This is a genomic window from Streptomyces sp. bgisy159 (assembly GCF_057707805.1).
On sequence record NZ_JBYIQX010000001.1, the window covers coordinates 323,325 to 348,962 of the forward strand.

The following is a 25,638-nucleotide window of genomic DNA, read 5'->3' on the forward strand; positions in this document are numbered from 1 at the left end:
AGACACCTGTAGACGAAGGCGCAGGAGGAGAAGGCGCAGGAGGAGAAAGGCGCAGGAGGAGAAAGGCGCTCGCCGAGGCCGGAGATTCGCTCCACGGGGGTGACCGGCACCGGGAGACCTGCGTGGTGGTCGCGGGCCTGCCTGGGCCCCCGGCGGGCCGGCCGCGGCTTAGCATCTTTGATCAGTGACCCTGATCTGACGGAGGTGTGCCCCATGGGCGCCCAGGCCAAGCGAGCCGCGCAGGACAGCGTGTGGCTGTCGGGCAAGGCGCGGCGGGGGCGGTCGGGCGGTGGCGGACAGCCCTCGGGGCTCGACCGGGAGCGGATCACCGGCGCGACCGTACGGCTGCTGGACGCCGAGGGGCTCGACCGGTTCTCCATGCGGCGGCTCGCGGCCGAGCTGAACGTCACCGCGATGTCCGTCTACTGGTACGTCGACACCAAGGACGACCTGCTCGAACTCGCCCTCGACGCCGTGTTCGGGGAGGTCCGCCTGCCCGACCCGCAGGCCCCGGACGAGGACTGGCGGCAGCAGCTGCGCGCGCTGGCCGCCGAGTACCGGGCGCTGCTGGTGCGCCACCCCTGGGTGTCGCCGCTGGTCGGCCGGTACCTCAACATCGGGCCGAACAACCTGGCGTTCGCCCGGGTGGTGCAGCGGGTGGTCCGCCGTACCGGGGTGCCCGCCCGGCGCATCACCAGCACCATCGCCGCCGTCTTCCAGTTCGTGTACGGGTACGGCACGCTGGAGGGCCACTTCCAGACGCGCAGCGCGGCCTTCGGGATGAGCCACGACGAGTACTTCCAGCACGCGCTGACGCAGGTGACCGAGGCGCCGGCGGTCGCCGAGGTCCTCCAGGAGTCCAGGGAGATCATGGAGGCCCGCGGCGGCGACACCGTGGCGGAGATGATGGACCGGGACTTCACCTTCGCCCTCGACCTGCTGATCGCGGGCATCGAGGCGATGGTGGACCGCGGCTGACCTGCGACGGAGGCTGCCCCCGGCCCCGATTCCCCTCCGGCCGAGGCTCCCCCTCGACCGCGGCTTGCCCCCGGCCGAGGCTGCCCCTCCAGCCTCGGCCGTCTACGCCCGTCCGGCCCCTACGCCCGTCCGGCCCCTACGCCCGTCCGGCCCCTACGCCCGTCCGGCCCCTACGCCCGTCCGGCCCCCACGCCCCTCCGGCTGCCTACTCCCGTCCGGCCGCCAGCCGCGCCGGGAAGCCGCCGGTCGCCACCGGCCCCCACCGCACCGGCGTGATCCGGATGATCGACTTCCCCTGCTCGGCCATGGCCGCCCGGTACTCGTCCCAGTCCGGGTGCTCGCCCGCGATGTTGCGGTAGTACTCGACCAGCGGCTCCACCGAGTCGGGCGCGTCGACGACCTCCGCAGTGCCGTCGATCTGCACCCACGGGCCGTTCCAGTCGTCGCTGAGCACCACCACGCTCACCCGCTCGTCCCGCTTGGCGTTACGGGTCTTCGCCCGCTCCGGGTACGTGGAGACCACGATCCGTCCCGAGTCGTCGACCCCGCAGGTCAGCGGCGACGCCTGGGGGCCGCCGTCAGCGCGCCGGGTGAGCAGCAGGGCCCGGTGCCGGGGCCGTACGAAGTCCAGCAACTCGGCCAGGGAGACCCGGGTGTTGGTCGCGATGTTCGGTGCCATGGTCTCAGCCTAGGGGGAGCGTCCCGCTCCGCACCGCCTGGACGGCGGATCGTCGCGGTCACTCCCCTGTCCGGACGTACGTCCTCCGAGCCGCCGTGGTGATCGGTCGTGAGAACCGGCCCGGGGCGGGGCGCGCGCTCCGCTCAGCGCGTGCCCGCCCGCCCCGGGCCGGGGCCGGAACTACTCGCCGGGGTGGGCGAGTTCGATGTCGTGGCCGTCGACTCCGGCGCCGGACACGGTCAGTGCCGTGGTCAGCGGCGGATAGCCGGTCGCGATGACCGAGTACTCGCCGCCGTCGAGGTCGGTGAAGGCGTACGCCCCGTCGGGCCCGGTGGTGGCCGTGCCGGCCACGTTGCCCGCCGCGTCCACCAGCGTGACCCGCGCGTCGGCCAGCGGCCCGTGCGGCGCCCGTACGACGCCCTGGACCCGGGCGCCGGTGTCGAGGTCGACCTCGATCCGGGTCGCCCCGGTGGCGCCCACCTCCACCGGCAGGGCGCGCGGCCGGTACCCGGCGGCGTTCACCGCGACCGTGACGGTGCCCGGCATCGGCTCGGCGAGGAGGAACTCACCGTGCTCCCCGCTGGTCGTGGCGGCCACCAGCTCGCCGCGCACGTCCGTCACGACGATCACCGCGTCCTTGACGGGCTCCCCCGCCTCGGCGGCCCGCACCACCCCGGTCAGTTCGCTGGTGCCGGTGAGCAGGATGTCGTACGCCACGGGCTGCTCGTCGGGGACGACGACGGTCGATGCCTGCGGCCGGCACCCGTCGGCGGCGGCGATCAGCACGTACGATCCCGCGCCGGGCGCCCGCAGCGTGTACACCCCGTCGTCGTCGGCCAGCGAGCGGTCCAGCCGGCCCCCGGTGAGCGAGATCAGCGTGACGGCGGCCTGCCCGACGGGCGCGTTCTCCGCCCCGCGGACATGGCCGCGGACATGGCCCCGGACCGGGACGCCGGGGGTGGCGGCGGCCGGGGTGGCGGTGGTGGCAACGGTGGCAGCGGGGGCGGTGGCAGCGGTGGCGGGGGCGGTGGCAGCGGTGGCCGCCTCCTCGACGGACGGGGTTCCCGCGGCCAGCGCGCCCGCGGCCACGGCTTCCGCGGCCGGGCTCGCCGAGGCCGGCGCGACGGAGGTGCCGGTCGCCGGCTGCTCCTCGGCCGCCTGGGCCAGCGCGCCGGACGTCCGCAGGGGGACCTCCTTGATGAAGAGGGTGACCAGGAAGGCGAGCAGGGCGATCGGCGTCACGTACAGGAAGATGTCGGCGATGCCGTGCCCGTAGGCGCTCTCCAGCCAGGTGCGGACCGGGGCGGGCAGCGCGTCCATGTCGGGCAGCTGACCGGAGCCCGACGCCTTGGCGGCGGCGGCCCGCGCCTGCGGGTCCAGGGTCGTGATGGTGTCCTTCGCGTAGTGGGTGATCCGCGTCGACATCACGGAGCCGAGCGCGGAGACGCCCATCGCGCCGCCGAGGGAGCGGAAGAAGGTGACGACCGAGCTGGCGGCGCCGAGCTCGTGCGGGGCGACCTGGTTCTGGGTGGACAGGACCAGGTTCTGCATCATCATGCCGATGCCGAGGCCCATGACCGCCATGAACAGCGCGATCTTCCAGTAGTCGGTGTCGTACCGCATGGTGCCCAGAAGGCCGAGACCGGCCGTCAGGAGCACGCCGCCGGAGACCAGCCACCCCTTCCACCTGCCGGTCTTGGTGATGACCTGCCCGGAGACGGTCGAGGAGACGAACAGCCCCGCGATCATCGGGATGGTCATCACGCCCGACATGGTCGGGGACTTGTCGCGGGCCAGCTGGAAGTACTGGCTGAAGAAGACGGTCCCGGCGAACATCGCGACGCCGACGAACAGCGAGGCCAGCGAGGCCAGCGTGATCGTCCGGTTGCGGAAGAGGTACAGCGGGATGATCGGCTCGGCGGCCCGGGTCTCGACGAGGAGGAAGACGGCGGCCAGCGCCAGCGCCCCGCCGACCATCGTGTACGTCTGCCAGGACAGCCAGGCGTACTTGTCGTCCGCGAAGGTCACCCAGATCAGCAGCAGGCTGACGGCCGCGGTGATGAAGAAGGCGCCGGCCCAGTCGACCTTGACGCGGCGTTTGGTCTCCGGCAGGTGCAGGGTCTTCTGCAGCACGAAGAGAGCGATCAGCGCGAAGGGCACGCCGACGTAGAGGCACCAGCGCCAGCCGAGCCAGTCGGTGTCGGTGATGACACCGCCGACGAGCGGGCCGCCCACGGTGGCGACGGCGAACGTGGCGCCGAGGTAGCCGGAGTAACGGCCGCGCTCCCGCGGCGAGATCATCGCGGCCATGATGATCTGGGCGAGGGCGGTGAGACCGCCCGCCCCCAGGCCCTGGATGACCCGGGCACCGATCAGCATGCCGGGGTTCTGGGCGAGACCGGCGAAGACCGAGCCGATGATGTAGACGACGAGCGCTATCTGGACGAGTGCCTTCTTGCTGACCAGGTCGGCCAGCTTGCCCCACAGCGGTGTCGAGGCCGTCATCGCCAGCAGCGCGGCCGTCACGACCCAGGTGTAGGCGCTCTGGCCGCCGCCGAGGTCCTTGATGATCTCGGGCAGGGCGTTGGAGACGATGGTGGACGACAGGATGGCGGCGAACATGCCGAGCAGCAGCCCGGAGAGCGCCTCCATGATCTGCCGGTGCGTCATCGGGGCGTGGGGGCCGTGGCCCGCCCCGTGCTTGGCATGAGCCCGCACACCGGCTGGTGTGGTCGTTGCCATGGACTTCCTTCTCTTACGTGGTCGCGGGTGTACGGGGTCTCCGCGTCGGAGGCGGAGGGCACCGCGTCCGGCGGTGGGGTGGTCGGTTACGCGTCCGGGGGAGTCGTGCTCGGGGACGTGGCCGTGGGTCCGGTGGTGGGGAGCGCTTCCGGAGTGGTGGTGGGGGGCGCGTCCGGGGGCCCCATGGTCGGTGTCGGTGTCGGTGTCGGTGTCTGTGACGGTGACGGCGGCGGTGACGGCGGTGTGGTCCGCGGCGCGGGCGCTGGTGCCGGCGCCGGCGGCCGTCCGGTGGTCCGGCAGTCGCCGAAGCTCGCCCTGAGCCGGGCCATGAGCCGGGTCAGCTGGGCGACCTCGGCGTCGCTCCAGTCGTCCAGGCGCTCGGCCAGCATGCGCGTGGTCCGCCGGGACAGTTCGTCCACCTGGTCCAGGCCGGCCGGGGTGAGGTGCAGGATGCGGCTGCGCTTGTCCGCCGGGTCGGGGGAACGGTCGATCCAGCCGCGCTCGGCGAGGTGCGCCACATGGCGGCTGGTGACCGACAGGTCCACGGCGAGCAGCTCGGCGAGGTTGCTCATGCGCATGGCCCCGTGCCGGCTCAGCAGCGTCAGCACGGCGGCGGAGCCGGCCGGGCAGTCGGCCGGCAGGGTCCGTCCGAGCTCCCGTTTCACGGCACCGAACGCGCTGAACTGACGGATCAGCTCCTCGTACTGCGCCTGGCCGGTCATCGCGCGCCCCTTCGTCATACCCCCGAGCTTTCGTTGCTTAGGGCAACCATAGGACCGTTTGGTTGCTACAGGCAAATAAACCGGCGCGGGGTGGTGCAAAAAGTTGGCAAAGGCAAGTGTTGCGCCCGGGAATGAACCCGCTGTTGAAAGCGCCGACAGCGGCCGCACCGGAAGCGGAACGGCCGCAGTCCTGGTCAGTCGTCGTCGGAGGACGAGTCCGGGAAGGAGGAGCCGGACCGCTTGGAGCCACCGCGCCCCGCCGAGCGCACCAGCTCGCCCACGCCGAGCGTCACCGAGCCGACGGCCCGAGCCCAGCGGGGCCCTCCGCGCTCCGCCCACACCACACAGGCGCAGCCACCGAGGACCACCACGAGAACCCCGGCCAGAACGAACATGACCATCTGCTTCCCCCTCGTCGCGGCCACCCCGTGCGGGTGGCCCACCCCATTCTCGCCCCCTCGCATCCCCCCGCTTGGGGCATGCGCCGCCTCTTCGCTAGGGTCTCGGCACATGGCTAACACCCAGGGCCCGCAGGGCAACTACGACCCCGCCGGCAGCACCCAGATGTTCCGCGCGTTCGTCGACGAAGGCGCCCCCGAGGCCTCCCGTCAGGCCGCCGCGCCGAGCGGCCCGCGCATCGGACTGATCGTCGGCATCGTGGCGGCGGTGGCGATCGTGGCGGCGGTCGCCTGGCTGGCGCTCAAGTAGCACCCCGCCCGACGCCCGACACACGCCCCCGGCCAGGCTCCGCACCGGTCGGCGGTTCAGGCCCAGTCGACGGCGACGACCCGGGTCTCGACGCGCATGCCGAGAGGGACCCGCCAGGAGTCGACGCAGACCAGCCAGGTCCGGCGGCCCCGCGCGCCGGGGGCGATGGGTGCGGGCAGGGGGCGGGTGGACGTGATCGTGGCCCAGTCGATGCCGATCGAGTCGATGATGTGGGTCCCGAGGGTCACCTGACCCGAAGTCACGGCCGTTCCACCGGAGTTGTGGAAGGTCAGGGTGACGTTCTCGCAGTTGCGGTCGTCCGTCGGCGTGCGCAGGGGCGGGTCCGTGGTCAGCAGCGCCGGCTCGGGGGCGGACGTCTGCTCCGGAGGCGGCGTCCGGGTCTCGCCGGGAGGGGCCGGGGGTCGCGCGGACGGTAGGGGCCCCGGCGGCGGCGAGGCCGCCGGCACGGTACCGGCACCGCCCGGCCGATCCCGAGCCGCCGGCCCGGCGGCCCCCGCGCCCGGCCGGCCCGCGACCGACGGCCCGGACGGCACCGCCTTCGGTGCGCCCGTATGCGGACTTCGCGAAGTCGGATCCTCTGGCGGCGACTTGAGGCCCGCCCGTGGCGAAGGCAGAGGTGCCAGGCTCACCCCGCCCGTGGGACGGCTCCCGGCCGCCGGCGGCCCTCCCGCCGTGTCGGTCGAGGCGTAGGAGCGGGCCGGGTCGTGGGGTACCAGGACGTATGCGGCGGTCAGGGCGGCGGTCGCGCACAGAGCCGCCGAGGCGGCCAGGGCGGCTGCTCGACGGCTCGGCGGCCGGGGGCGGGTCCGGAGTGGACTGCGCATCCCGGCAGTGTGGCTGACGTACCGTCAGGAATAAAGGGGGCGGACGGCCAGGACCGGCCGCGGTGGACCGGCCACCACGGACCGGCGGCGGTGGACCGGCCACCACGGACCGGGCCGGCAGGGGCCGGGCCGGCAGGTGCCGGCCGGTCGGGCTTCAGTCGCTGATCAGGCCCTCACGGAGCTGGGCCAGGGTGCGGGTCAGCAGGCGGGAGACGTGCATCTGGGAGATGCCGACCTCCTCGCCGATCTGCGACTGCGTCATGTTCGCGAAGAAGCGCAGCATGATGATGCGCCGCTCGCGGGGCGGCAGCTTGGCCAGCAGCGGCTTGAGGGACTCGCGGTACTCGACGCCCTCCAGCGCGCTGTCCTCGTAGCCCAGCCGGTCGGCCAGGGAGCCCTCGCCGCCGTCGTCCTCGGGGGCCGGGGAGTCGAGGGAGGAGGCGGTGTAGGCGTTGCCCACGGCGAGGCCGTCGACCACGTCCTCCTCGGAGACGCCGAGCACGGTGGCCAGCTCCGTCACCGTGGGCGAACGGTCCAGCTTCTGCGAGAGTTCGTCGCTCGCCTTGGTCAGGGCCAGGCGGAGTTCCTGGAGGCGGCGCGGAACGCGGACCGACCAGGACGTGTCACGGAAGAAGCGCTTGATCTCGCCCACGACGGTCGGCATCGCGAACGTCGGGAACTCCACGCCGCGTTCGCAGTCGAAACGGTCGATCGCCTTGATCAGGCCGATCGTGCCGACCTGGACGATGTCCTCCATCGGCTCGTTGCGGGAGCGGAAGCGGGCGGCGGCGTAGCGGACCAGGGGGAGGTTCAGCTCGATCAGCGTGTCGCGGACGTACGCGCGCTCGGGGCTGTCCTCGTCGAGGGCGGCGAGCCGCAGGAACAGGGAGCGGGACAGGGTGCGGGTGTCAATGGCCCCTGTCGTCGGGAGGGTCGGGGCCGGCGCGGCCTCGAGGACCGTGACGTCGTCGAGCGCGTCGGGCTCGACAGGCGCAACGGGCTCGGTCTCGCTCTTCATGAGCGTGAGCACCTTGGAGCTGCCCTGTTCTGCGGACATGCCACCCCCTCTGGGTCGCGGGACGGTCGCGGCGAACGCTCTCCGAGGAGGAACGTCAGCCTTCACCTGAATACCGGAGCCTGAGCCCCGGCAAACGCGCTTCCGGCAGAATGTCACATGTCGGCAACGCGCTGTAGTGACATGTCGACATGTGAGTGACGAAACAGCCCTGGAAACAGGCGGTGTGACGGTTTTTCAGCCCGAATTTGTCGGGAACCGGCCGCGTGGGCGATTCGTTCGGGCTGGTGACGCATCGAGCGTGCGTGCGGGTGCCCTGCGGCCCCCCATCGGTCGCCCCTGTCCGTCGCCCCCGTTGGTCGCCCCCGTTGGTCGCCCCCGTCCGGTCCGTCGCCTCCGTCCGCCGCCGTCCGGCCTCCGCCCGCTCCGTCGCCCCTGTTCTGTCGCCCCTGTTCTGTCGCCCCCACTGTCCGCGGACGGCTCGAACTCGTCTGCGGCTAGGCGTCGATGCGGTTCGCCGAGCGCAGCCGCTGGAAGCTGCGGGCCAGCAGCCGCGAGACGTGCATCTGGGAGACGCCGAGTTCCGCGCTGATCTGCGACTGGGTGAGGTTGCTGTAGTAGCGCAGGAGCAGGATTCGCTGTTCGCGTTCCGGAAGCTGGACCAGGAGATGGCGGACCAGGTCGCGGTGTTCCACCCCGTCGAGGGCGGGGTCCTCGTAGCCGAGGCGGTCGAGCAGGCCGGGCAGTCCGTCGCCCTCCTGCGCGGCCTCCAGGGAGGTGGCGTGGTAGGAGCGGCCCGCCTCGATGCAGGACAGCACCTCGTTCTCGCTGATCCGCAGCCGCTCGGCGATCTCGGCGGTGGTCGGGGAGCGTCCGAAGGCCGTGGTGAGGTCCTCCGTCGCTCCGTTGACCTGTACCCACAGCTCGTGGAGCCGGCGCGGTACGTGGACGGTGCGGACGTTGTCGCGGAAGTACCGCTTGATCTCGCCGACGACGGTCGGCATCGCGAAGGTCGGGAACTGTACGCCCCGGTCCGGGTCGAACCGGTCGATGGCGTTGATCAGACCGATGGTGCCGACCTGGACGACGTCCTCCATGGGTTCGTTGCGGGAGCGGAAGCGGGCGGCGGCGTAGCGAACGAGCGGCAGGTTCGCCTCGATCAGCGCGCAGCGCACCCGGTCGTGCTCGGGGGTGCCCGGCTGGAGCTCCTTGAGCTGGGCGAAGAGGACCTGGGTCAGGGCCCGGGTGTCGGCCCCGCGGCGCTTGGCCGGGACCTCCGTGGCGGGCGCCTCGGGGGCCTCCGCCTGGGGCGGCGCAGTACTGGCCGACATGGTCAACGCCACCTCTTCATCGGTCACTCGTCGGTCGCTCGTCGGTCACTAGTCGGTCAACGCGGCGGTCAACTCAACAACTCATCCGTCAAAAGCGGTCATAGCATCACAAGACATGTGCACTGTGTGCAAGCACCGCATAACGCCGTGTTGATGGACGTGTGGGAGGGGCGGCGAGTCCGGGCCGGAGACGCGTGGAGCCCCCCGCCGGCGTGCGGTGCGGCGGGGGGCTCCACGGAAGCCGGGGTCGGACGCCGGGCCGCGCGGCCTGTGCGGCCCGCGCTCAGAACTCGTAGTCGGCGACCACCCAAGTGGCGAACTCCCGCCACAGCGCCACACCCGCCTGGTGGTCCGGGTGCTCCAGGTACCGCTTGAGAGCGTCCGCGTCCTCGACGGCCGAGTTGATCGCGAAGTCGTAGGCGATGGGCCGCTCGCTGATGTTCCAGCCCAGCTCCCAGTGGCGCAGCTCCTCGATCCGGCCGCCGAGCGCCCGGAAGGCCGCCTCGCCCTCCACGACCCGGGGGTCGTCGCGGTGGACCCCCTCGTTGAGCTTGAAGAGGACGAGGTGGCGGATCATGGGCACTCCCAGTGTCTGCGGGGGGCGCGGCCTTCCCGGCCGCCCTGTCCGCGGCCCGCCGCGCCTACTTGGCTCCGTCGGCCAGCCAGGTGAAGAACTCGCCGACGGCCTTCGCCGCGTCCGATATGCCCTCGAACCCTATCTGGACGTAGTCCGCGGCCTTCTCCGGGTCCGTGATGATCACGTACAGCACGAAGACCACGAGTACGTAGACGGCGATCTTCTTGGCGTTCACCGCCACGGCGGCCTCCCCTTGCGACTGATGTGCCCCCCGGGCCCCCTGTTGCCGCCCGTGAGTGTAGCTTTCAGCCCGCGCACATCGTATGGAAGGACCTTCGGCTTACGATCCGGGGCCGTTCGGCTCGCCGCGGCGGCTTCCGCGGAGTGCAGGATGGAGACGTGGCCGGGCGGGTCTGGCAGGAGTCCGCCGGGTTGCACGACCAGCCCCACTGCGGGGTGCGCGTCGCCGCTTTTCCCCCGTAACGGACGCGCACTTGAGGGCCAGGTCACCAGAAGGGCCCCGTCCGACGGACGGGGCCCTTCTCGATGAGCGGTAGCGGAGGGATCTGAACCTTCGGCGACTTGCGCCACACTCACTTCCGAGGTCTGTTCGTGCTGGGCAGGGCATGATCCGGGGCTGTTCATCCCCGTTCATTCGGGTACTCCGGCCCGCGTCGGGAACCCCTGTGAACGGGTCCGGACGGGGCTGAATGAGACGGAAACCGAGACGGAGGGGACGTGCGCCGACCAGTCCGTCAGGGCCTGTCCGGCGGATCGTGGGGCTGGCAGACTGCGCCCGTGAGTTACAGCATCTTCCTGCTCCGGTTCGTCGACGGCGAGGCCGTCACCCTGGACGCCGAACGCTTCCGGCAGATGACCGAGCCGTACGTGGTGGCGGGCGGCCCGGAGGAGGGCTTCTCCCAGCTCCGGGCGGAGGACGGAGGCGAGGCAGATCTTTACCACGCGTCCCGGGACGACGATGGGATGTCGTGCGTGACGGCGACGCACTTCGCCCGTGGCGCGATGATGGGCATACTCGCCCGGCTGGCGGCAGCCCTCGGGGCTTCGGTCGTGCCCCAGGACGGCGACGCGCTGATCTTCCATGAGGACGACCGCCGCCGTCTTCCTGCCGACTTGCAGGAGAAGGCGGTGGTCATAGACGCAACGGCGGACGCGTTCCAGGCGGCATTGGAGGCGTTCTGAGGGTCTTCGCTCCGACGGCTGCCAGCCCTTCTCTGCCGTGTGGTCGATGTGTCCGGGCGTATCCAGCGCCGGGATCACGGCCACAGGGGCACCTCGTACATGAGGTGCGGTTCGTCCGACTCGGGAGGGACGAAACGACGGAAAGTGAGACGGACGCCGAAGGAGCGCCCGGTTCGATGAACCGGGCGCCCCTTCTATCTGCGGTAGCGGAGGGATTTGAACCCTCGGTGACTTGCGCCACACTCGCTTTCGAGGCGAGCTCCTTCGGCCGCTCGGACACGCTACCGAGGGAGACCTTACAGCACCCCGGGTGGTGCTCGGAAATCGATAGGCGGGCGGCTGCGGCCGGCCCGGTCAGCGGTCGCGGAAGAAGTCGGTGAGGAGGCGGGCGCAGTCGTCCTCGAGGACGCCCGCGATCACCTCGGGGCGGTGGTTGAGGCGGCGGTCGCGCACGACGTCCCAGAGGGAACCGACGGCGCCCGCCTTGTCGTCGCGGGCGCCGTAGACCACCCGGTCCACCCGGGACTGGACGATCGCCCCCGCGCACATCGTGCACGGTTCCAGGGTGACCACCAGGGTGCAGTCGGTGAGCCGCCACCGGCCGAGCCGCTCGGCGGCCCGCCGCAGGGCGAGCACCTCCGCGTGGGCGGTGGGATCGCCGGTGGCCTCGCGCTCGTTGTGCCCGGTGCCGAGGACGGTCGTGCCGTCGGCGGCCAGCACCACGGCGCCGACCGGGACGTCCCCGCCCCGGCCGGCCAGCCGGGCCTCGTCCAGGGCGAGCCGCATCGCGGCCCGCCAGCGGTCACGTACGGGATCGGGTGCCGGGCGGCTCCCGTCCTGGTGCGTCGGATTCAGCGGACGGTCTCCAGGACCTCGGAGGCGCCCAGAGCGTCGGCGATCTCGCTGAGCGCGTCCGTGGACAGGGCCTTCAGCTCCTTCTCGCTGACGCCGAGGTCGTCGAGGATCTCGGCGTCGCCGACCGGGCCGTGCGGCACGGCCTCGGCGGAGCCGCCGGTCCCCTCGTCGTCGGGGTCCTCGTCCTCGCCGTCCTCGGTACCGTCGAGGTCCAGCGCGTCCAGGTCGTCGTCGTCACCCGGCTCACGGCCGAGCAGTTCGTCGGTGAGCAGGATCTCGCCGTACGAGCTGCGGGCGGCGGCAGAGGCGTCGGAGACGTAGATGCGAGGGTCGTCCTCGCCGTCCACGCGGACCACGCCGAACCACGAGTCCTCCTGCTCGATCAGCACGAGCACCGTGTCCTCGTCCGGGGACGCCTCCCGGGCCAGGTCGGCGAGATCCGACAGCGTCTCCACATCGTCGATCTCTGTGTCGCTCGCTTCCCACCCGTCTTCGGTGCGCGCGAGCAGTGCGGCGAAGTACACCGTGACTCTCCCACTGGTCATAGGTGTGCCGGTCGGGGGTCCCCCCGGCGGAGGTTACGGGCGGAGAGAGCTCAGCTCCGAGCCCCACCCACTCGGAATCGTGGCAGAAACAAGGCGTTCAGGGGACGTCTTCGGCTCCCTGTGTCCGGTGGTTTCGTTCGCATGCTCCGGGCGCCCCCAGGGCATCCGGGTGACACGTGCGCAACCGACCTCACCAGCACACTCGTTGCCGCCAACTGGGGATCGTACGCGGCTTTGCGGTGCCGCCGCGCGGGCCCGGCTCCGAGAAGCCCGTGAGAAGTCCGTGGGACGTCCGCGCCCCGGTGACCCTTCCCGGTCGGCGGCTCCGGCGCGGCTACCAGCGGAAGGTGCGCATACGCATCGCGTGGCGCAGCCGGGCGGCCTTGGCGCGACGGGGCTGCACACGGTCCCGCAGGGCCCGCGCCTCGGCGAGTTCCCGCAGGAACTGGGCGCGGCGACGCCGGCGCTCCGCGTCCGTCTCGGCCGGGTCGGGAACGTCGAACCGGTCAGGCGTGTCAGGCATAGGCAGCACCACCCCGTCGGCACGGGCTCGGCACCCGGTCCGTTCCTCCCACCTTCCCCCGGGCGGTGGGGTTGATGCCAGCGTTCGGAGCAATCACGGGCCAGCACTTCGCCCTCCGTGAGGACGTTGGGGTATTCCGCCCGGTTACTGTTGTGGACATGCGTCTCCACGTCGTCGACCACCCCTTGGTCGCCCACAAACTCACCACGCTGCGCGACCGGCGCACGGACTCCGCGACCTTCCGTCGCCTCGCCGACGAGCTGGTCACCCTGCTCGCCTACGAGGCCACCCGTGACGTGCGGACCGAGCAGGTCGACATCGCCACGCCGGTCGCCGAGACCACCGGTGTGAAGCTCTCCCACCCGCGCCCGCTGGTGGTGCCGATCCTGCGGGCCGGGCTCGGCATGCTCGACGGCATGGTCCGGCTGCTGCCGACCGCCGAGGTGGGTTTCCTCGGCATGATCCGCAACGAGGAGACGCTGGAGGCTTCGACGTACGCCTCCCGCATGCCGGAGGACCTCTCCGGCCGTCAGGTCTACGTCCTGGACCCGATGCTGGCCACCGGGGGAACCCTTGTCGCGGCGATCCAGGAACTCATCAGGCGCGGCGCGGACGACGTCACCGCCGTGGTGCTGCTGGCCGCCCCCGAGGGCGTGGCGCTCATGGAGCGGGAGCTGGCAGGGACGCCGGTGACGGTGGTGACGGCGGCCGTCGACGACCACCTCAACGAGCACGGCTACATCGTCCCGGGCCTCGGCGACGCGGGCGACCGCCTGTACGGGGCGGCGGAGTAGCACCCCGGGCACGCCGGCCGGTTCGCGCCCGGCCTGCGCCCGCCCACGACGTGCTCGGGCGCTGAATTTTCCGGTGCTCCGGTGCTCCGGTGCTCCGAGGCTCCGGAGTTCCCTTGCTCGGGTGCTCGGGTGCTCGGGTGCTCGGGTGCTCGGGTGCTCGGGTGCTCAGGGCCTCGGGCTCCGGTTGGGAGTCTCAGCAGCCCTTCTTCGTCGACGGGCTCGGCTTCGGGGCGGTGAGCGCGGTCAGTGACCTGGCCGCGTCCGCCGGGGTGGCCAGCGCCTTGTAGCCGTTGCCGATGATCAGGTCGACGGTGGCGTCCTTGCGGGCGGCGTCGGTACGGCGTTCCGCGCCGGGGAGCTGGGTGGCGAGGACCTGCAGCGAGCTGTTCAGCGCCGAGGCCGGGCCGAGCAGTACGCCCGGGCCGGTGACCTTCTTGTCGTACTCCTTGGTCGCGTTGCCGACCGTGCCGATGCGGAAGCCCCGCTTCTTCAGCTCGTCGGCGGTGGACTTGGCGAGGCCCGCGCGGGTGGTGGCGTTCAGGACGTTGACGGTGATCTGGCCCGGCCTGGGCAGCACGGCCGGGGTCGCGGCGGCCGTGGCGCCGGTGCCGGTGGCCGCCTTCTTGGTGGTGCCCTCGCTCGCGCAGTCCGTCGCGGAGCCGGCCGCCGAGGCCGTTCCCCCGCCGCCGGTGAAGACGTCGATGAGCTGCAGAGTGCCCCAGCCGGCCACCCCCAGGACGGCGCCTGAGGCGAGGGCGAGCGCCACCATCCGGCCGCGCCGCCGGGGTCGACGCATCCGTGGGTACTTGTCCCCCGTGATCCGGTACTGGCCGCCCATGCCGGGAGGAGTCAGCATGCTCATGGGCGCAGCGTAGTGCGCCTGAGCGGCCATGCCTACTAGATGATCATTCGACCCGCACATCCGACCCGAACGGGCCAACCGGCCGGCCGCCGGCCAGGCCGCGCGCAGGGCCGCCCGGCGGGCCGTTCGCGGGCACCTGCCGGGCCGTCGGCAGGCGCTTGACCCGGTCGGGGAAGGAGTCGTGTGGTGGGGGGCGCGATGCGGCGCGGCCCGGTGGTGCGCGCATGCGTGTGACCCGGCGGGGTGTCGGTTCCCTCGGCCGGGTGGGGTGGTCAGCGGGGCGCCGGGAGAGGGCGGGTGCCGACCTGGGCGGTGCCGTCGCGGACCGGGATCAGTCCGGTGCCGACCGGGTCAGTCCAGTTCGAGCACGCGGGCGTGCAGGACCTGGCGTTGCTGGAGGGCCGCTCGGACGGCGCGGTGCAGCCCGTCCTCCAGGTAGAGGTCGCCCTGCCACTTCACGACGTGCGCGAAGAGGTCGCCGTAGAACGTGGAGTCCTCGGCGAGCAGGGTCTCCAGGTCGAGCTGCTGCTTGGTGGTCACCAGCTGATCGAGGCGGACCGGGCGCGGCGCGACGTCCGCCCACTGCCGGGTGCTTTCCCGGCCGTGGTCGGGGTACGGCCGGCCGTTTCCGATGCGCTTGAAGATCACACGGAAAGCCTACCGGTCCAGACGTTCCGGGCGCAGCCATGGCGGCGGAGTGCGGCGCTGGAAATACCGGCGTGAACGGGGATGAAGCGGGACGGAGGCCGGACGGGTCCCGGACCGGAACGGGACGATGGAGCCGGCCGGTGAGCGGAGGCGGGATCACCGGCCGGACCGCCGCGCCGCCTCGTCGCGAGCGCCACCGGCACCAACTGCACCACCCTGACCGAGCCGCTCCTCGGTCGTCCCGGGGCGTCCCTGGGCGTCCCGGGGTGCTCGTGCGCCGCCGGCTTGGCTGATTCGCCCGAAAGGGGGCGGCGTGTTCTTCGTCACCGAGGTCCGGGGGCGGTGCCCGGTCCTCCTGTGCGGTTTCCCTCCCCGGTTTCCCTCCCCGGTCGCCCTGCCCGGTCGCCCTGCCCGGTCGCCCTGCCCGGTCCTCCTGTGCCGTCCCCTTGCGCCGTCCCGTCCGGCGTCCCCTGGCGAAGGGGCCCGGGACGCGGCGGCAGCGCGCTGCTCACCGGCGTTGTGCACAGGCTGTGGACGGTCGTCCACGCCGGCAGCTCTGCGGCACGGGCACGGCACGGCACGGCCCGGCGGAGGCGGGCGCCGCACGGACTCGGCACGGGGACCGGTGCGGGACTCGGTACGGGCGCCGGCCGCCTCCGCCGGTGGATCAGCGTTCCCCTGCCGTACGCGGCCCGGGCCGCTCGGGCTCGGACCGCTTCACCTCCCGCTTCGGGGTACTGCGGGCGGCCTCGGCGCGCAGCAGGGCGCGGAGAACGGCGTACGGGTCGATGGGCATGGTCGGGTACCTCCTGTACCGGTGACGTGCCTTGCCGGAAGCGATGGGCAGGCTCCGTCAGCAGCGCAGGACGACCGTGCGCAGGAGACGCGGGGTGCGCGGCGTCGGCCCCGGCCCCGCGGCGGCGGGGAACCCGGTCCCACCGGGGGCCGGGGCGGGGTCGGGCGCGGGGCGCAGGGGCGCGGCGGCACGGTGGGCGGCGGGTCGCGGCGCCGGAACACCGAGGGCCTCGTACTCGACCACCTCGACGGCGCCCTCCGCGACCGGCGGCGCGTACGGCTGCCCGCCGGGCACGAGCAGTGCGAGCAGCAGGACGAGCACCCGCAGCCAGGACCGGCTGCGCGGACGACGTCGTACGGTGCTCACGCTCCTCGTCTCCCACGCCACGCCCGGCCGCCACCCCCCGGCCCGAACATCCCACCCACCTGGCCCAACCCCGCGACCACCGCTCGGCTCGCGCCGGACTGCCGGACTGCCGGACTGCCGCCCTGCCGGACTGCCGATGTCGGGGCGCCGTGCCGTCGGGCCGTCGGGCCGCCGTACCGCCGGGCCGCCGTACCGCCGGGTGTCGAGGCCGGGGACGTTCCTCCACGCGGGCGGACCGGACCGGGTGAGCGGCGCTCCGTCCCGCGCCGGGGCGGTCGCCGCTCAGACCGCCCTCGGCACCCTCCTGGCCCCCGCCCGGACGCGGATCGCGGTGGCGATCTCCACCACGCCCACCACGAGGAGCCAGACACCGCCGAGCACCGTGAGGACGGTGACCGACTCGACGGGGGAGTCGATGAGGACGACGCCGGCGGCGAAGGCGAGGACACCGAGGAGGATCTGCCAGCCTCGGGCGGGCATGCCGCGGTCGGAGAGGGCGGCCAGGGTCTGGGTGATGCCGCGGACGATCCAGCCGATGCCGATCCAGAGGGCGAGCAGCAGCACCGACCGCATGGGCCCGCGGAAGCAGAACAGGCCGAGCAGGATCGACAGCGAACCGCTGACGAAGGCGAGCACCCGCAGCGAGGTCGCGCGGTGGGTGCCGAAGGCCGTGATCAGCTGGAAGACGCCGCTGATCAGCAGGTAGAGCCCGAAGAGGACGCCGGCGGCGAGGAGCGAGGCGCCCGGCCAGACCAGTACGAGCACGCCCAGGACCAGCGAGGAGACCCCGGCGAGCAGGATGACCTGCCAGGCGGCGCGGGACAGGGCGTGCAACGGCCCCTCGAACGGCGGTTCGGGTTCGCGGGGCGGCCCGGACGGCGGTGGGTGGCCGGCGTGGACCCGGCGGTCGTCACGGTCCGGGCCCCAGGGGGAGCCGGTCGGTGCCTCGGTCATGACCCCATGCTTCGAACGCGGCGGCGCCGCCCGCCACCGGGGAGGGCCGCCCGGATGACACCGCCCGGTCGCCGCTCACCCGCTCTTCGGTGACTTCGCCGCCTTGGCAGCCTTCGCCGCCTTGGCCGCCGCCTTCATCTCCTGCTTGTGCGCCCGCACCTTGACCAGGGACTCCGGACCGGTGATGTCGGCGACGGAGCGGAAGGACTGCCGCTCCCCGTACGCGCCGGCCGCCTCCCGCCAGCCCGTCGGCGTGACCCCGAGCTGCTTGCCGAGCAGGGCGAGGAAGATCTGGGCCTTCTGCTTGCCGAAGCCGGGCAGCTCCTCCAGGCGGCGCAGCAGTTCCCGGCCGTCGCCGACACCCTTCCAGACCAGCTCGGCGTTGCCGTCGTAGTGCTCGACGAGGTACTGGCACAGCTGCTGGATGCGCCCGGCCATGGACCCGGGGTAGCGGTGCACGGCCGGCTTCTCCGAGAGCAGGGCGGCGAACGACTCCGGGTCCAGCGCGCTGATCTCGTGCGCGTCGAGGTCGTCGGCGCCGAGCCGGTCGGCGATGGTGCGGGGCCCCTTGAACGCCCACTCCATCGGAACCTGCTGGTCGAGCAGCATCCCGATCAGCGCGGCGAGCGGTGAACGTCCGAGGAGCGCGTCGGCCTCGGGGTCCTGGGCGAGGTGCAGGGTGACGTCCATGCACCGATGATCGCCGGTACGGGCTCAGCCCGCGCGCCAGTAGCCCATCGCGTGCAGGCGGTCCTTGGCCAGCCCCAGCTCCTTGCGGACGTACGCGGCGAGGGCGCGGGTCGGCCGGGTCTCGCAGGCGATCCACACGTACGGGTGCGCGGTGGCCGTCAGCAGGGCGGGCAGCTCGGCCCGTACCCGGTCGACCAGTGCGCCGGGCTCGGCGCGGCGCAGGTCCGCCCGGTCGGTGGGGAGGGGCAGGCCGTCGTCGCCGCCCTCGAACCACACCGTCGCCGGGACGGATCCCAGCGCGCCGAGCAGGGAGTTGACGGCGGGGAGGGACGCGGGGTCGCCGATGGCGAAGACGTGTGTCGGCGCCGGGTCGGGGGCCGTGAAGCCGGTGCCCTGGACGGTCGCCTCGATGGTGTCGCCGGGCCCGGCGGTCCGCGCCCAGTCGCTGGCGGCACCGTCGTGCAGGGCGAACTCCAGCGCGAACGTGGAGCGCGCCGGGTCGGGGTCTACGAGGGTGTACGCCCGCTGGTGCGGCTTGCCGGCGTCGGGGAACCACAGCCGCACCCACATGGTCGGGTGGACGCCGGTCGCCGAGAGGAGCCCGCCGTCGGTGACGTGCAGCCTGCGGTACTCGGGGGTGACGTCCTCCGCCCCGGTGACGGTGAGGGTGAAGTCCTTGCCCCGCATCAGTCTGAGGACCGTGCCCTCCCAGCCCCGCCCCTGCGCCATGTGTGCTCCATCCCTCGCGTACGATTCCGCCAAATACTTAGGTGAGGCTAACCTAAAACATTTCGTCGAGGTGGTGGAGGTGGTGGAGGCAATGGAAACGGTGGAGGCAATGGAAACGGTGGAGACAGAGGGGCCGCAGGTGACCTTCGGGATCTACCGCGACACGTGGGGCATCCCGCATCTGCGCGCCGCCGACGCCCTGACCCTCGCCTACGCCCAGGGCCTTGTCACCGCACGCGACCGCGCCTGGCAGCTGGAGGTCGAACGCCACCGGGCCCAGGGCACCTCCGCCTCCTTCCTCGGCGCCGAAGCCGTCTCCTGGGACGTCCTAGCCCGCCGGGCCCGCCTCGCCGACACGGCCCGCACCTGCTTCGACACCCTGCGCCGTGACGACCCCGAGACCGCCGACTGGCTGCGCTCGTACGTCGACGGCGTCAACGCCGGCTTGGCGGCCATGGCCGCCGGGGGGCCCGCGGATTCCGACGATCCCGCGGTGTCCGCCGTGCCCGCGTCGCGGGAGCCCACGAGGTTCAGGCCCCCCATCGCCTCCACCGAGCCGTCCGTCGCTCCGCCCCCCGAGTTCGCCCGGACCGGGCTCACCCCCGGCAGCTGGGAGCCCTGGACGCCGCTCGCGGTGTGGCTGTCGGCCCACATCCTCTTCGCCGGCTTTCCCGCCAAGCTCTGGCGGGAGCAGGCCGTGCGGCACCTGGGGCCCGAGGCGGTCGGGCTGTTCGCCACCGACGGGCCCGGCACGGCCGGCAGCAACGGCTGGCTGGTGAGCGGGGAACGCACGGTCACCGGGCACGCCGTCATCGCCGGCGACCCGCACCGCTTCATCGAGGACCCCGGCGTCTACCAGCAGATCCGCCTGGCCTGCGACGACCCCGACGACCGGTTCGACGTCGTCGGTCTCGCCGTACCGGGCGTCCCCGGCATCGCCCACTTCGGCCACACCGGAGGCGTCGCCTGGGCCATCACCAACGCCATGGCCGACTACCAGGACCTCTACCGCGAACGCCTGCGCCGCACCGGCGCCGGCGTCGAGGCCCTCGGCCCCGACGGCGTGTGGCGCCGAGCCACCCGGACCACCGAGCTGGTCCACGTGGCCGGCGAGGCCCCCGTCGAGATCGAGCTGGTCGAGACCGAACGCGGCCCGGTCATCGCCGGCGGCCCGGAGGGACCCCCCGAGGACGACGACGGCTGTGCCCTCAGCCTGCGGTACCCGCCCCGCGTCACCGGCGACCTCGGCTTCGGCGCGCTCCTGCCGCTGCTGCGGGCCCGCCGGGTCGCGGACGTGGACCGGGCCCTGGACGCCTGGGTCGAGCCGGTGAACGTCGTCCAGGCGGCGGACACGGAGGGCGGTCTGCTGCACCGGGTCGCCGGCCGGGTGCCGGTGCGCGCCGGGCGGAACCGGGTCCGCCCGGTCCCCGCCTGGCGGCCCGGGCACGAGTGGACGGGCTGGCACGAGATGCCGCGCGCCGGACTGACCGACGGCATCGCGGTGATGGCCAACCAGCGCGGCCCGGCGGCCCCGCTCGGCGTGGAGTTCGCCCCGCCGCACCGCGCCGACCGGATCCGCGCGCTGCTCGACGAGCGCCGCCGGTGGTCCGCAGCGGACATGCCCGCCCTCCATACCGACACCCACCTCGCCTCCGCGGCGCCCCTGCTGGACAGGATCGCCGGCCTGACCGGCCTGAGCCCCGCCGCGACGGCCCTGCGCGACCGCCTGCTGCGCTGGGACCGCCGGATGGACGCCGACAGCGAGGACGCCGCCGCGTTCGCCGCCGTGCGCGGCGCGGTCGTCCGGCGCCTCGCCGCCCACCCGGCGTTCGGCGCGCTCACCGACCCGCCCGCCTGCCCCGAGGTCCTCCTGCCCTGGCTGGCGCTGCTCCCCCGTATCGGCTTCGCGCTCGAACACCTCCTGGGCGCCGAGGAGTTGTACGGCGTCGACCGGGACCTCGCGGTCCGCGAGGCCGTCGAGGAAGCCGCCCTGCGATCCTCTGCCCGCTGGGGCGACACCCACCGGCTGGCCCCGTGGCGGGCCCTGCCGGACCCGTCGTACGAGGCGCCCGCGCTCTCCGGCGACCACGACTGCGTGCTGTGCACCTCGGCCGTGCCCGGCCTGACCGACCTCGCCGCGCGCGGCCCGGCCGCCCGCTACGTCTGGGACCTGGCCCGCCGCGAGGACAGCCGCTGGGTGGTCCCGCTCGGCGCCCACGGCACCCCCGGCCACCCCCACCACCGCGACCAGCTGCCGCTGTGGCTGCGCGGTGAACTCGCCCCGATCGTCACGGACTGGGCACTACTGCAGAAGGAGAGCGATGTACGTCCATGAGCAGGCGGTCGCCGGATTCGGCACGTTCCGGTTGCGCCCCCTCGACGCCGAGGGCGACGCCGCGACGGTGCACGCCTGGGTGAGCGAGGAGCGCGCCGCGTTCTGGGGCATGACCGGGATGACCAGGGATCAGGTCGCCCAGACCTACGCCCACATGGCGACCCTCGACACCCACCACGCCTTCCTCGCCGAGCTGGACGGCGGCCCGGTCGCGCTCTTCCAGACGTACGAACCGTCCGCGGACCGGGTCGGCGAGTGCTACGACGTCGCCCCCGGCGACATCGGCGCCCACGTGTTGCTGGCCCCGGCCGACGGGGGCGGCGCCCGGCCCGGCTGGTCGACGGCGCTGCTCGGCGTCCTCGCGCGGTACGTCCTGGTGGGCATGGACCGGCGGCGCATCGTCGTCGACCCTGACGTGCGCAACGGCAAGGCCGTGGCCCGCTTCCGGCGGATGGGCTTCGACACCGGCCCGGTCGTCACCCTCCCCGAGGTGGACCTCCCGGAGGTGTACCTGCCGGAGAAGCGCGCCCAACTCGCCTTCTTCCGCCGGGAGGTAGCCTTCCCGGGGTGACCCCGGAAGCGCCCCGGAAACCGCAACCGCCACCCGACCCGTCGCCCGACCCGGCCCCCGGCCCCTCGCCCGACCCGGCCCCCGGCCCCTCGCCCGACTCGACACCCGACTCGACCCCCGACCCGTCGCCCGACTCGGCCCCGGCGTCGGCCCAGAGGCCGGACCCGGCACCCGGCCCGGCCTCCGCGTCGGTCCCGAGGCCGGCTCCGGAAGAGCTCGTCGCGCACTACGGCCTGGAACCCATCCCCCGCGAGGGCGGTCTGTTCCGTCGTACGTGGGCGGGGCCCGCGGGGCCGGACGGCCGTCCGGCGGGCTCCGCGATCGTCGCGCTGCTCACCGACGGCACCGCGTCCGCCCCGCACCGCCTGCCCGCCGACGAGACCTGGCACCACTACCTCGGCGACCCACTGGAACTGCTCCTGCTCGCTGCGGACGGCACCTCCCGCACGGTCGTCCTCGGCCCGGACGTCCTGCACGGACAACATGTCCAGTTCACCGTCCCGGCCGGCACCTGGATGGGTGGGCGGACCACCGGCGCGTGGACCCTCTTCGGCTGCACCATGGCTCCCGGCTTCACCTACGCGGACTACGAGCACGGCGACCCGGCCGCCCTCACGGCGCGCCACCCGGACCGGGCGGCCCTGATCACGGAACTCTTCCGGGCATGACGCTGCTGGAGGGCCAGGTCGCCCTGATCACCGGCGCGGGCGGCGGCCTCGGCCGGGGCATCGCGCGGCGGTTCGCACAGGAGGGCGCCGCGGTGGTGCTGCACTGCCGTACGAGCGTCGCGCCGGCCCGGGAACTGGCCGCCGAACTGCCCGGACCGGCCCTGGTACTGCGCGCCGACCTCACCGACGAGGAAGCCTGCCGTCGTCTCGTCCGGGAGGCCGCCGAGTGGCGCGGCACCCTGACCGCCCTGGTCAACAACGCGGGCGCGCAGCCGCTCCAGCCGCTGCCGCAGATGACGGCGGAGCACTGGCGGTCGGTGATGGACGCCAACCTGACCGGCGTCTTCGCCTGCACCCAGGCCGCCGTGGACCTCATGCGCCAGGGAGGCGAGGGCGGCAGCGTCACCCACATCGCCTCGGTCGAGGCCCGCCTGCCCGCCCCGGACCACGCCCACTACGCCGCCTCCAAGGCCGCCGTCGTGAGCCACGCGCGCGCCGCCGCGCAGGAGTACGGGCGGCACGGTGTCCGCGTCAACACGGTCTCGCCGGGACTCGTCGAGCGCGACGGGCTGGAGCGGGCCTGGCCGGAGGGCGCACGGCGCTGGCGGGCGGCCACCGCGCTCGGCCGTCTCGGCCGGCCGGAGGACATCGGCGACGCCTGCGTCTTCCTCGCCTCGCCGCTCGCCTCCTGGATCACGGGCCATGACCTGGTGGTGGACGGCGGCGCGACGGCACGGCCCGCCTGGTGACCCCACCGGCGTTCCCGCCCGCCCGCGGGGCCGCCACCGGGCCGCCCGCCGGTGCAACTCACGGGCCTGCCGCCGTGCCGGTCCGGTGGGGCCCCCGCGGACCCGTCCGGCGGACTCGCCGGATCGGCCGCTCCGCCGGGCTCACCGGACCTGCTGGACCCGCCGGGTCTGCGGATCCGCCGGGCTCACTGGGCTCACTGGGCTCACTGGACTCGCCGGACTCGCCGGACTCGCCGGACTCGCCGGACTCGCCGGACTCGCCGGACTCGCCGGACTCGCCGGACCCGCCGGACCCGCCGGACCCGCCGGACCCGCCGGACCCGCCGGACCGGGATGCCGTTCGGCGCCCCGGTCCGGCGGGCGACCGGGTCAGGAGACGTCGTCGAACCGGGTGCCCTCGCCCTCGTACAGCGTGGTCGTCTGCCGGGTGAACGGGACCGACCAGGAGCCGGTCGAGCGGTAGACGTACGTGCCGTTCGGGCCGTACCCGATGAGGTCGGGGCGGCCGTCGGCGGTGACGTCACCGGCTCCGACGAGGTGGGAGTACATGTTCCAGCCCGCGCCGATCCTCACCCGCGAGGCGTAGGAGCCGTCGCCCTTGCCGAGGTACAGCCACAGGACGCCGTCCCGGTCGCGGGCCACGAGATCGCCCGCCGGGGCTCCCGCGATGTCGCCGGTCGCGGTGAGCTCGTTGTAGATGCCCCAGCCCCAGCCGATCTTCACCCGGGGCTCGTAGGGGGCACGCCAGCTGCCGGTGCCCTTGTAGAGGTAGAGATCGCCGCGGGTGTCGGTGGCGAGCAGGTCGGCCCTGCCGTCGCCGGTGAAGTCGCTGCCCGCGGTGATCTTGTCGTAGACACCCCAGCCGGCACCGATGCGCACACGGCTCGCGAAGGTGCCGTCGCCCTTGCCCAGGTACTCCCAGAGCACGCCGTCCCGGTCACGCGCCACGAGATCGCCGGTCGTGGCGCCGCCGATGTCGCCCGTGGCCTCGATCCTGTCGTAGATCTGCCAGCCGCCACCGATCCTCGTCCGTTCGGCCGGGGTGACCTGGCCGTTCGACGGCCAGTCGAACAGGTCGTCCCGCCACAGCACGCCCGAGGCGTCCCGGGCGAGGATGTCCGGGGAGCCGTTGTCGTTGAAGTCGTGCGGGTCCGCCCGGCGTGAGACCCGGAAGTCCCCGGAGGCGGTCGCGGGGCCGCCGATGCCGTCGGTCGGGGTGGCGGTGATCCGCCAGGTGTACGCCCCGTTGGGAGCGCTGACGCCGTCCAGGACGCCGTCCCAGGTGAACGCGAAGCGGCTGCCCGACGCGGAGCCGGACGCCGAAGGGGCCAGGCGCCGGGTGATCTCCTTGCCGGTGGCCGCGTGGGTGAGCGTGAGGTCCACGGTGGCGTTCGCGCGGTTGAGGACCCACTCCATCGGAACCGTGGTGCCCGGCTTCTCCAGGTCCACCGCGGTCGGGACGTTCGACTCGGCCACCCGGACGGCCAGGACCCGGCCGGTGTCGGCCATGAGCGTGGCGCCGGGGAGCCCGCCGATCTCCTCCCAGATCCGGAACAGCCCGTCGGCCTCGGCCGTCGCACCGCGCACGATCAGTCCGCCGTCCGGGGCGTGGGCCACGCTGGAGAAGTCCTCCAGAAGCTTGAAGGGCGCGGTGTCGGGGTGGGTGATGCTCCGGGCGTACAGCGGGCTCAGCCCGTCGTCGCCCGCCGTGCCCGGCACGCCGTAGAGCAGCGTGTCCCGGACGATGCCGACGATGACGGCACCGCTCATGGAACTGTCCATGGCGAAGTCCGGGTGGACGTACGTCCCGTCCACGGCGAGCTCGGTGACCCCGCCCCGGTACTCGACGTGCGCCTCGTAGTCGGCGCTGTAGGCGCCCGTCGACGCCTGGGTCCACGGGGCGATGGACCGCCTGCTGTCCGGCAAGGACGACGCGGGATCGACGGTCGTCCGCGTCCGCCAGAACTGGGTGTAGTGGGACCACGAGTTCGGGAAGACCCGGTTGCTCTCCAGGAGGAGCAGGGTGGCGCTGGTGGACGCGATGACCTTGAAGTCGATGCTGTAGACGCTGGCGGAGCGGTTCGTCTTCTTCGGCACCCCGTCGACGTGGGAGAGCTGCCACAGCTGGTGGTAGTCGGCGGTGCCGGTCGGAGTCTTCACGAAGAGGTTGTCACCGACCACGCCGACGACTTCGGCGCCGGCCCCGAACTCGGACGCGAGGTCGTAGGACGCGGACCACGTGGCGCCCTCCCGCATGTCCTTCAGGAAGACCTTGCCGCCGCCGTCGCCGGTCACGGCGATGTCGGAATTGCTGTCGTAGCCCATCGTGCCGGAGCCGACCGGAACCACCGTGCCGTCGGCGTACCGGTGCCACTCCAGTACGGGGGCACCGGAGTCGTCCTTCCGCGACGTGAGGTACCCGCTGTCACCGGTGCTGACGATCTCCGTGTCGAGGGCGACGCGCGGCACGTCGGCGGTGGTCGCGGTGGCCGCGGCCACGGATGCCGGAGCGGCCGCGGCCCCCGGCGCGACCACGACGCCGGCACCGACCGTCACGGCCAGCACGACGGCGACGGAAGCGCCCAGCCGACGACGCCGGGCTGTACATACGGAAGCCAAGAAAGTCCCCTCCTGATGAACCGAGCAGCACGCACCCACGCGGTGCGCACCGCTCGAACAGACACACGGAGCGGGACTGTGGTTGCACGAGCACCCCGACTTCCGCCCCACCGCCCCGCCCCGCCGACGCCACG

General features: G+C 73.2%; 27 protein-coding genes, 1 tRNA gene and 1 pseudogene. 8 read left to right on the top strand and 21 right to left on the bottom strand.

The features are described from left to right. The first annotated feature begins 213 nt into the window (after positions 1-213). A complete protein-coding gene (locus AC3ET3_RS01505; RefSeq protein WP_432136667.1) occupies positions 214-978 on the top strand; it encodes a TetR/AcrR family transcriptional regulator in 765 nt (254 codons plus the stop codon). Positions 979-1,183: 205 nt separating this feature from the next. Here AC3ET3_RS01505 and AC3ET3_RS01510 read toward each other — a convergent pair whose 3' ends face one another. The 4 genes and pseudogenes from AC3ET3_RS01510 to AC3ET3_RS01525 form a co-directional block, all read right to left on the bottom strand. Beyond that, positions 1,184-1,657: a PPOX class F420-dependent oxidoreductase gene (locus tag AC3ET3_RS01510; protein WP_432156497.1), complete on the bottom strand. Its 474-nt coding sequence runs from the start codon at positions 1,655-1,657 to the stop codon at positions 1,184-1,186. A gap of 180 nt (positions 1,658-1,837) precedes the next feature. Further along, positions 1,838-4,327 carry an MFS transporter gene (locus tag AC3ET3_RS01515; protein ID WP_488191818.1) on the bottom strand — a complete coding sequence of 830 codons (2,490 nt, stop codon included), beginning with the start codon at positions 4,325-4,327 and terminating at the stop codon, positions 1,838-1,840. A gap of 263 nt (positions 4,328-4,590) precedes the next feature. Further along, a pseudogene (locus AC3ET3_RS01520) lies at positions 4,591-5,121 on the bottom strand (MarR family winged helix-turn-helix transcriptional regulator); the annotation flags it as partial. 194 nt (positions 5,122-5,315) lie between these two features. Next, a complete protein-coding gene (locus AC3ET3_RS01525) occupies positions 5,316-5,522 on the bottom strand; it encodes a hypothetical protein (RefSeq protein ID WP_432156495.1) in 207 nt (68 codons plus the stop codon). A gap of 109 nt (positions 5,523-5,631) precedes the next feature. Between AC3ET3_RS01525 and AC3ET3_RS01530 the strand changes: the two genes are divergently transcribed. Next, positions 5,632-5,829, top strand: a complete 198-nt coding sequence (locus AC3ET3_RS01530) for a hypothetical protein (protein WP_432156494.1) — start codon at positions 5,632-5,634, stop codon at positions 5,827-5,829. A gap of 56 nt (positions 5,830-5,885) precedes the next feature. Here AC3ET3_RS01530 and AC3ET3_RS01535 read toward each other — a convergent pair whose 3' ends face one another. The 5 genes from AC3ET3_RS01535 to AC3ET3_RS01555 all read right to left on the bottom strand — a co-directional run bounded on the left by AC3ET3_RS01535 (position 5,886) and on the right by AC3ET3_RS01555 (position 9,838). Beyond that, positions 5,886-6,296 (bottom strand): hypothetical protein, encoded by a 411-nt coding sequence (locus AC3ET3_RS01535; protein WP_435611485.1) that lies wholly within the window; start codon positions 6,294-6,296, stop codon positions 5,886-5,888. Between the two features lie 532 nt (positions 6,297-6,828). Beyond that, a complete protein-coding gene (locus AC3ET3_RS01540) occupies positions 6,829-7,731 on the bottom strand; it encodes an RNA polymerase sigma factor SigF (RefSeq protein WP_432156493.1) in 903 nt (300 codons plus the stop codon). A gap of 455 nt (positions 7,732-8,186) precedes the next feature. After that, the gene (locus tag AC3ET3_RS01545; RefSeq protein WP_432156492.1) at positions 8,187-9,020 is read right to left on the bottom strand and encodes an RNA polymerase sigma factor SigF; all 834 of its coding nucleotides are present in this window, start codon (positions 9,018-9,020) and stop codon (positions 8,187-8,189) included. 283 nt (positions 9,021-9,303) lie between these two features. Beyond that, positions 9,304-9,597: a Dabb family protein gene (locus tag AC3ET3_RS01550; protein WP_432156491.1), complete on the bottom strand. Its 294-nt coding sequence runs from the start codon at positions 9,595-9,597 to the stop codon at positions 9,304-9,306. A 64-nt stretch (positions 9,598-9,661) separates the two neighbouring features. Beyond that, positions 9,662-9,838, bottom strand: a complete 177-nt coding sequence (locus tag AC3ET3_RS01555; protein WP_432156490.1) for a hypothetical protein — start codon at positions 9,836-9,838, stop codon at positions 9,662-9,664. 557 nt (positions 9,839-10,395) lie between these two features. On the opposite strand from AC3ET3_RS01555, the gene AC3ET3_RS01560 reads away from it, so the two are divergent. Beyond that, positions 10,396-10,800: a hypothetical protein gene (locus AC3ET3_RS01560; protein ID WP_432156489.1), complete on the top strand. Its 405-nt coding sequence runs from the start codon at positions 10,396-10,398 to the stop codon at positions 10,798-10,800. Between the two features lie 201 nt (positions 10,801-11,001). Here AC3ET3_RS01560 and AC3ET3_RS01565 read toward each other — a convergent pair. From AC3ET3_RS01565 to AC3ET3_RS01580, 4 genes are all read right to left on the bottom strand, one after another. Further along, positions 11,002-11,086: transfer RNA gene (locus AC3ET3_RS01565), tRNA-Ser, on the bottom strand. Between the two features lie 68 nt (positions 11,087-11,154). After that, positions 11,155-11,586: a tRNA adenosine(34) deaminase TadA gene (tadA, locus tag AC3ET3_RS01570; RefSeq protein WP_435611487.1), complete on the bottom strand. Its 432-nt coding sequence runs from the start codon at positions 11,584-11,586 to the stop codon at positions 11,155-11,157. 65 nt (positions 11,587-11,651) lie between these two features. Beyond that, positions 11,652-12,179, bottom strand: coding sequence for a tRNA adenosine deaminase-associated protein (locus AC3ET3_RS01575; RefSeq protein WP_432156568.1), 528 nt, complete (start codon positions 12,177-12,179; stop codon positions 11,652-11,654). Positions 12,180-12,534: 355 nt separating this feature from the next. Further along, complete coding sequence (locus tag AC3ET3_RS01580) at positions 12,535-12,723, bottom strand: hypothetical protein (RefSeq protein ID WP_435611488.1); 189 nt, start codon at positions 12,721-12,723, stop codon at positions 12,535-12,537. A gap of 158 nt (positions 12,724-12,881) precedes the next feature. On the opposite strand from AC3ET3_RS01580, the gene upp reads away from it, so the two are divergent. Continuing rightward, positions 12,882-13,517 carry a uracil phosphoribosyltransferase gene (gene upp / locus AC3ET3_RS01585; protein ID WP_432156486.1) on the top strand — a complete coding sequence of 212 codons (636 nt, stop codon included), beginning with the start codon at positions 12,882-12,884 and terminating at the stop codon, positions 13,515-13,517. 193 nt (positions 13,518-13,710) lie between these two features. On the opposite strand, the gene AC3ET3_RS01590 is transcribed toward upp, so the two are convergent. The 7 genes from AC3ET3_RS01590 to AC3ET3_RS01620 form a co-directional block, all read right to left on the bottom strand. After that, positions 13,711-14,355, bottom strand: coding sequence for a LytR C-terminal domain-containing protein (locus AC3ET3_RS01590; protein ID WP_432156567.1), 645 nt, complete (start codon positions 14,353-14,355; stop codon positions 13,711-13,713). Positions 14,356-14,730: 375 nt separating this feature from the next. Next, the gene (locus AC3ET3_RS01595) at positions 14,731-15,027 is read right to left on the bottom strand and encodes a type II toxin-antitoxin system VapB family antitoxin (RefSeq protein ID WP_004943146.1); all 297 of its coding nucleotides are present in this window, start codon (positions 15,025-15,027) and stop codon (positions 14,731-14,733) included. A 667-nt stretch (positions 15,028-15,694) separates the two neighbouring features. Next, positions 15,695-15,823, bottom strand: a complete 129-nt coding sequence (locus AC3ET3_RS01600; protein WP_432156485.1) for a hypothetical protein — start codon at positions 15,821-15,823, stop codon at positions 15,695-15,697. 57 nt (positions 15,824-15,880) lie between these two features. Then, positions 15,881-16,189 (bottom strand): hypothetical protein, encoded by a 309-nt coding sequence (locus AC3ET3_RS01605; RefSeq protein ID WP_435611489.1) that lies wholly within the window; start codon positions 16,187-16,189, stop codon positions 15,881-15,883. Between the two features lie 282 nt (positions 16,190-16,471). After that, positions 16,472-17,143 (bottom strand): HdeD family acid-resistance protein, encoded by a 672-nt coding sequence (locus AC3ET3_RS01610; RefSeq protein WP_432156483.1) that lies wholly within the window; start codon positions 17,141-17,143, stop codon positions 16,472-16,474. A 75-nt stretch (positions 17,144-17,218) separates the two neighbouring features. Continuing rightward, positions 17,219-17,833, bottom strand: a complete 615-nt coding sequence (locus AC3ET3_RS01615; RefSeq protein WP_432156482.1) for an HhH-GPD-type base excision DNA repair protein — start codon at positions 17,831-17,833, stop codon at positions 17,219-17,221. Between the two features lie 24 nt (positions 17,834-17,857). Beyond that, the gene (locus AC3ET3_RS01620; protein ID WP_432156481.1) at positions 17,858-18,562 is read right to left on the bottom strand and encodes a siderophore-interacting protein; all 705 of its coding nucleotides are present in this window, start codon (positions 18,560-18,562) and stop codon (positions 17,858-17,860) included. 139 nt (positions 18,563-18,701) lie between these two features. Here AC3ET3_RS01620 and AC3ET3_RS01625 point away from each other — a divergent pair, with 139 nt between their 5' ends. The 4 genes from AC3ET3_RS01625 (at position 18,702) to AC3ET3_RS01640 (ending at position 22,885) form a co-directional block, all read left to right on the top strand. Continuing rightward, entirely contained in the window at positions 18,702-20,897 is a 2,196-nt protein-coding gene (locus tag AC3ET3_RS01625) for a penicillin acylase family protein (protein WP_435611504.1), read from the top strand. Further along, positions 20,884-21,468 (top strand): GNAT family N-acetyltransferase, encoded by a 585-nt coding sequence (locus AC3ET3_RS01630; protein ID WP_432156480.1) that lies wholly within the window; start codon positions 20,884-20,886, stop codon positions 21,466-21,468. The genes AC3ET3_RS01625 and AC3ET3_RS01630 overlap by 14 nt, the downstream gene beginning before the upstream one ends. 233 nt (positions 21,469-21,701) lie before the next feature. After that, complete coding sequence (locus tag AC3ET3_RS01635) at positions 21,702-22,136, top strand: cupin domain-containing protein (protein WP_435611505.1); 435 nt, start codon at positions 21,702-21,704, stop codon at positions 22,134-22,136. Further along, positions 22,133-22,885: an SDR family NAD(P)-dependent oxidoreductase gene (locus tag AC3ET3_RS01640; RefSeq protein ID WP_435611490.1), complete on the top strand. Its 753-nt coding sequence runs from the start codon at positions 22,133-22,135 to the stop codon at positions 22,883-22,885. The genes AC3ET3_RS01635 and AC3ET3_RS01640 overlap by 4 nt, the downstream gene beginning before the upstream one ends. 369 nt (positions 22,886-23,254) lie before the next feature. Here AC3ET3_RS01640 and AC3ET3_RS01645 read toward each other — a convergent pair whose 3' ends face one another. After that, positions 23,255-25,504: an FG-GAP repeat domain-containing protein gene (locus AC3ET3_RS01645; protein WP_435611491.1), complete on the bottom strand. Its 2,250-nt coding sequence runs from the start codon at positions 25,502-25,504 to the stop codon at positions 23,255-23,257. Positions 25,505-25,638 lie beyond the last annotated feature (134 nt).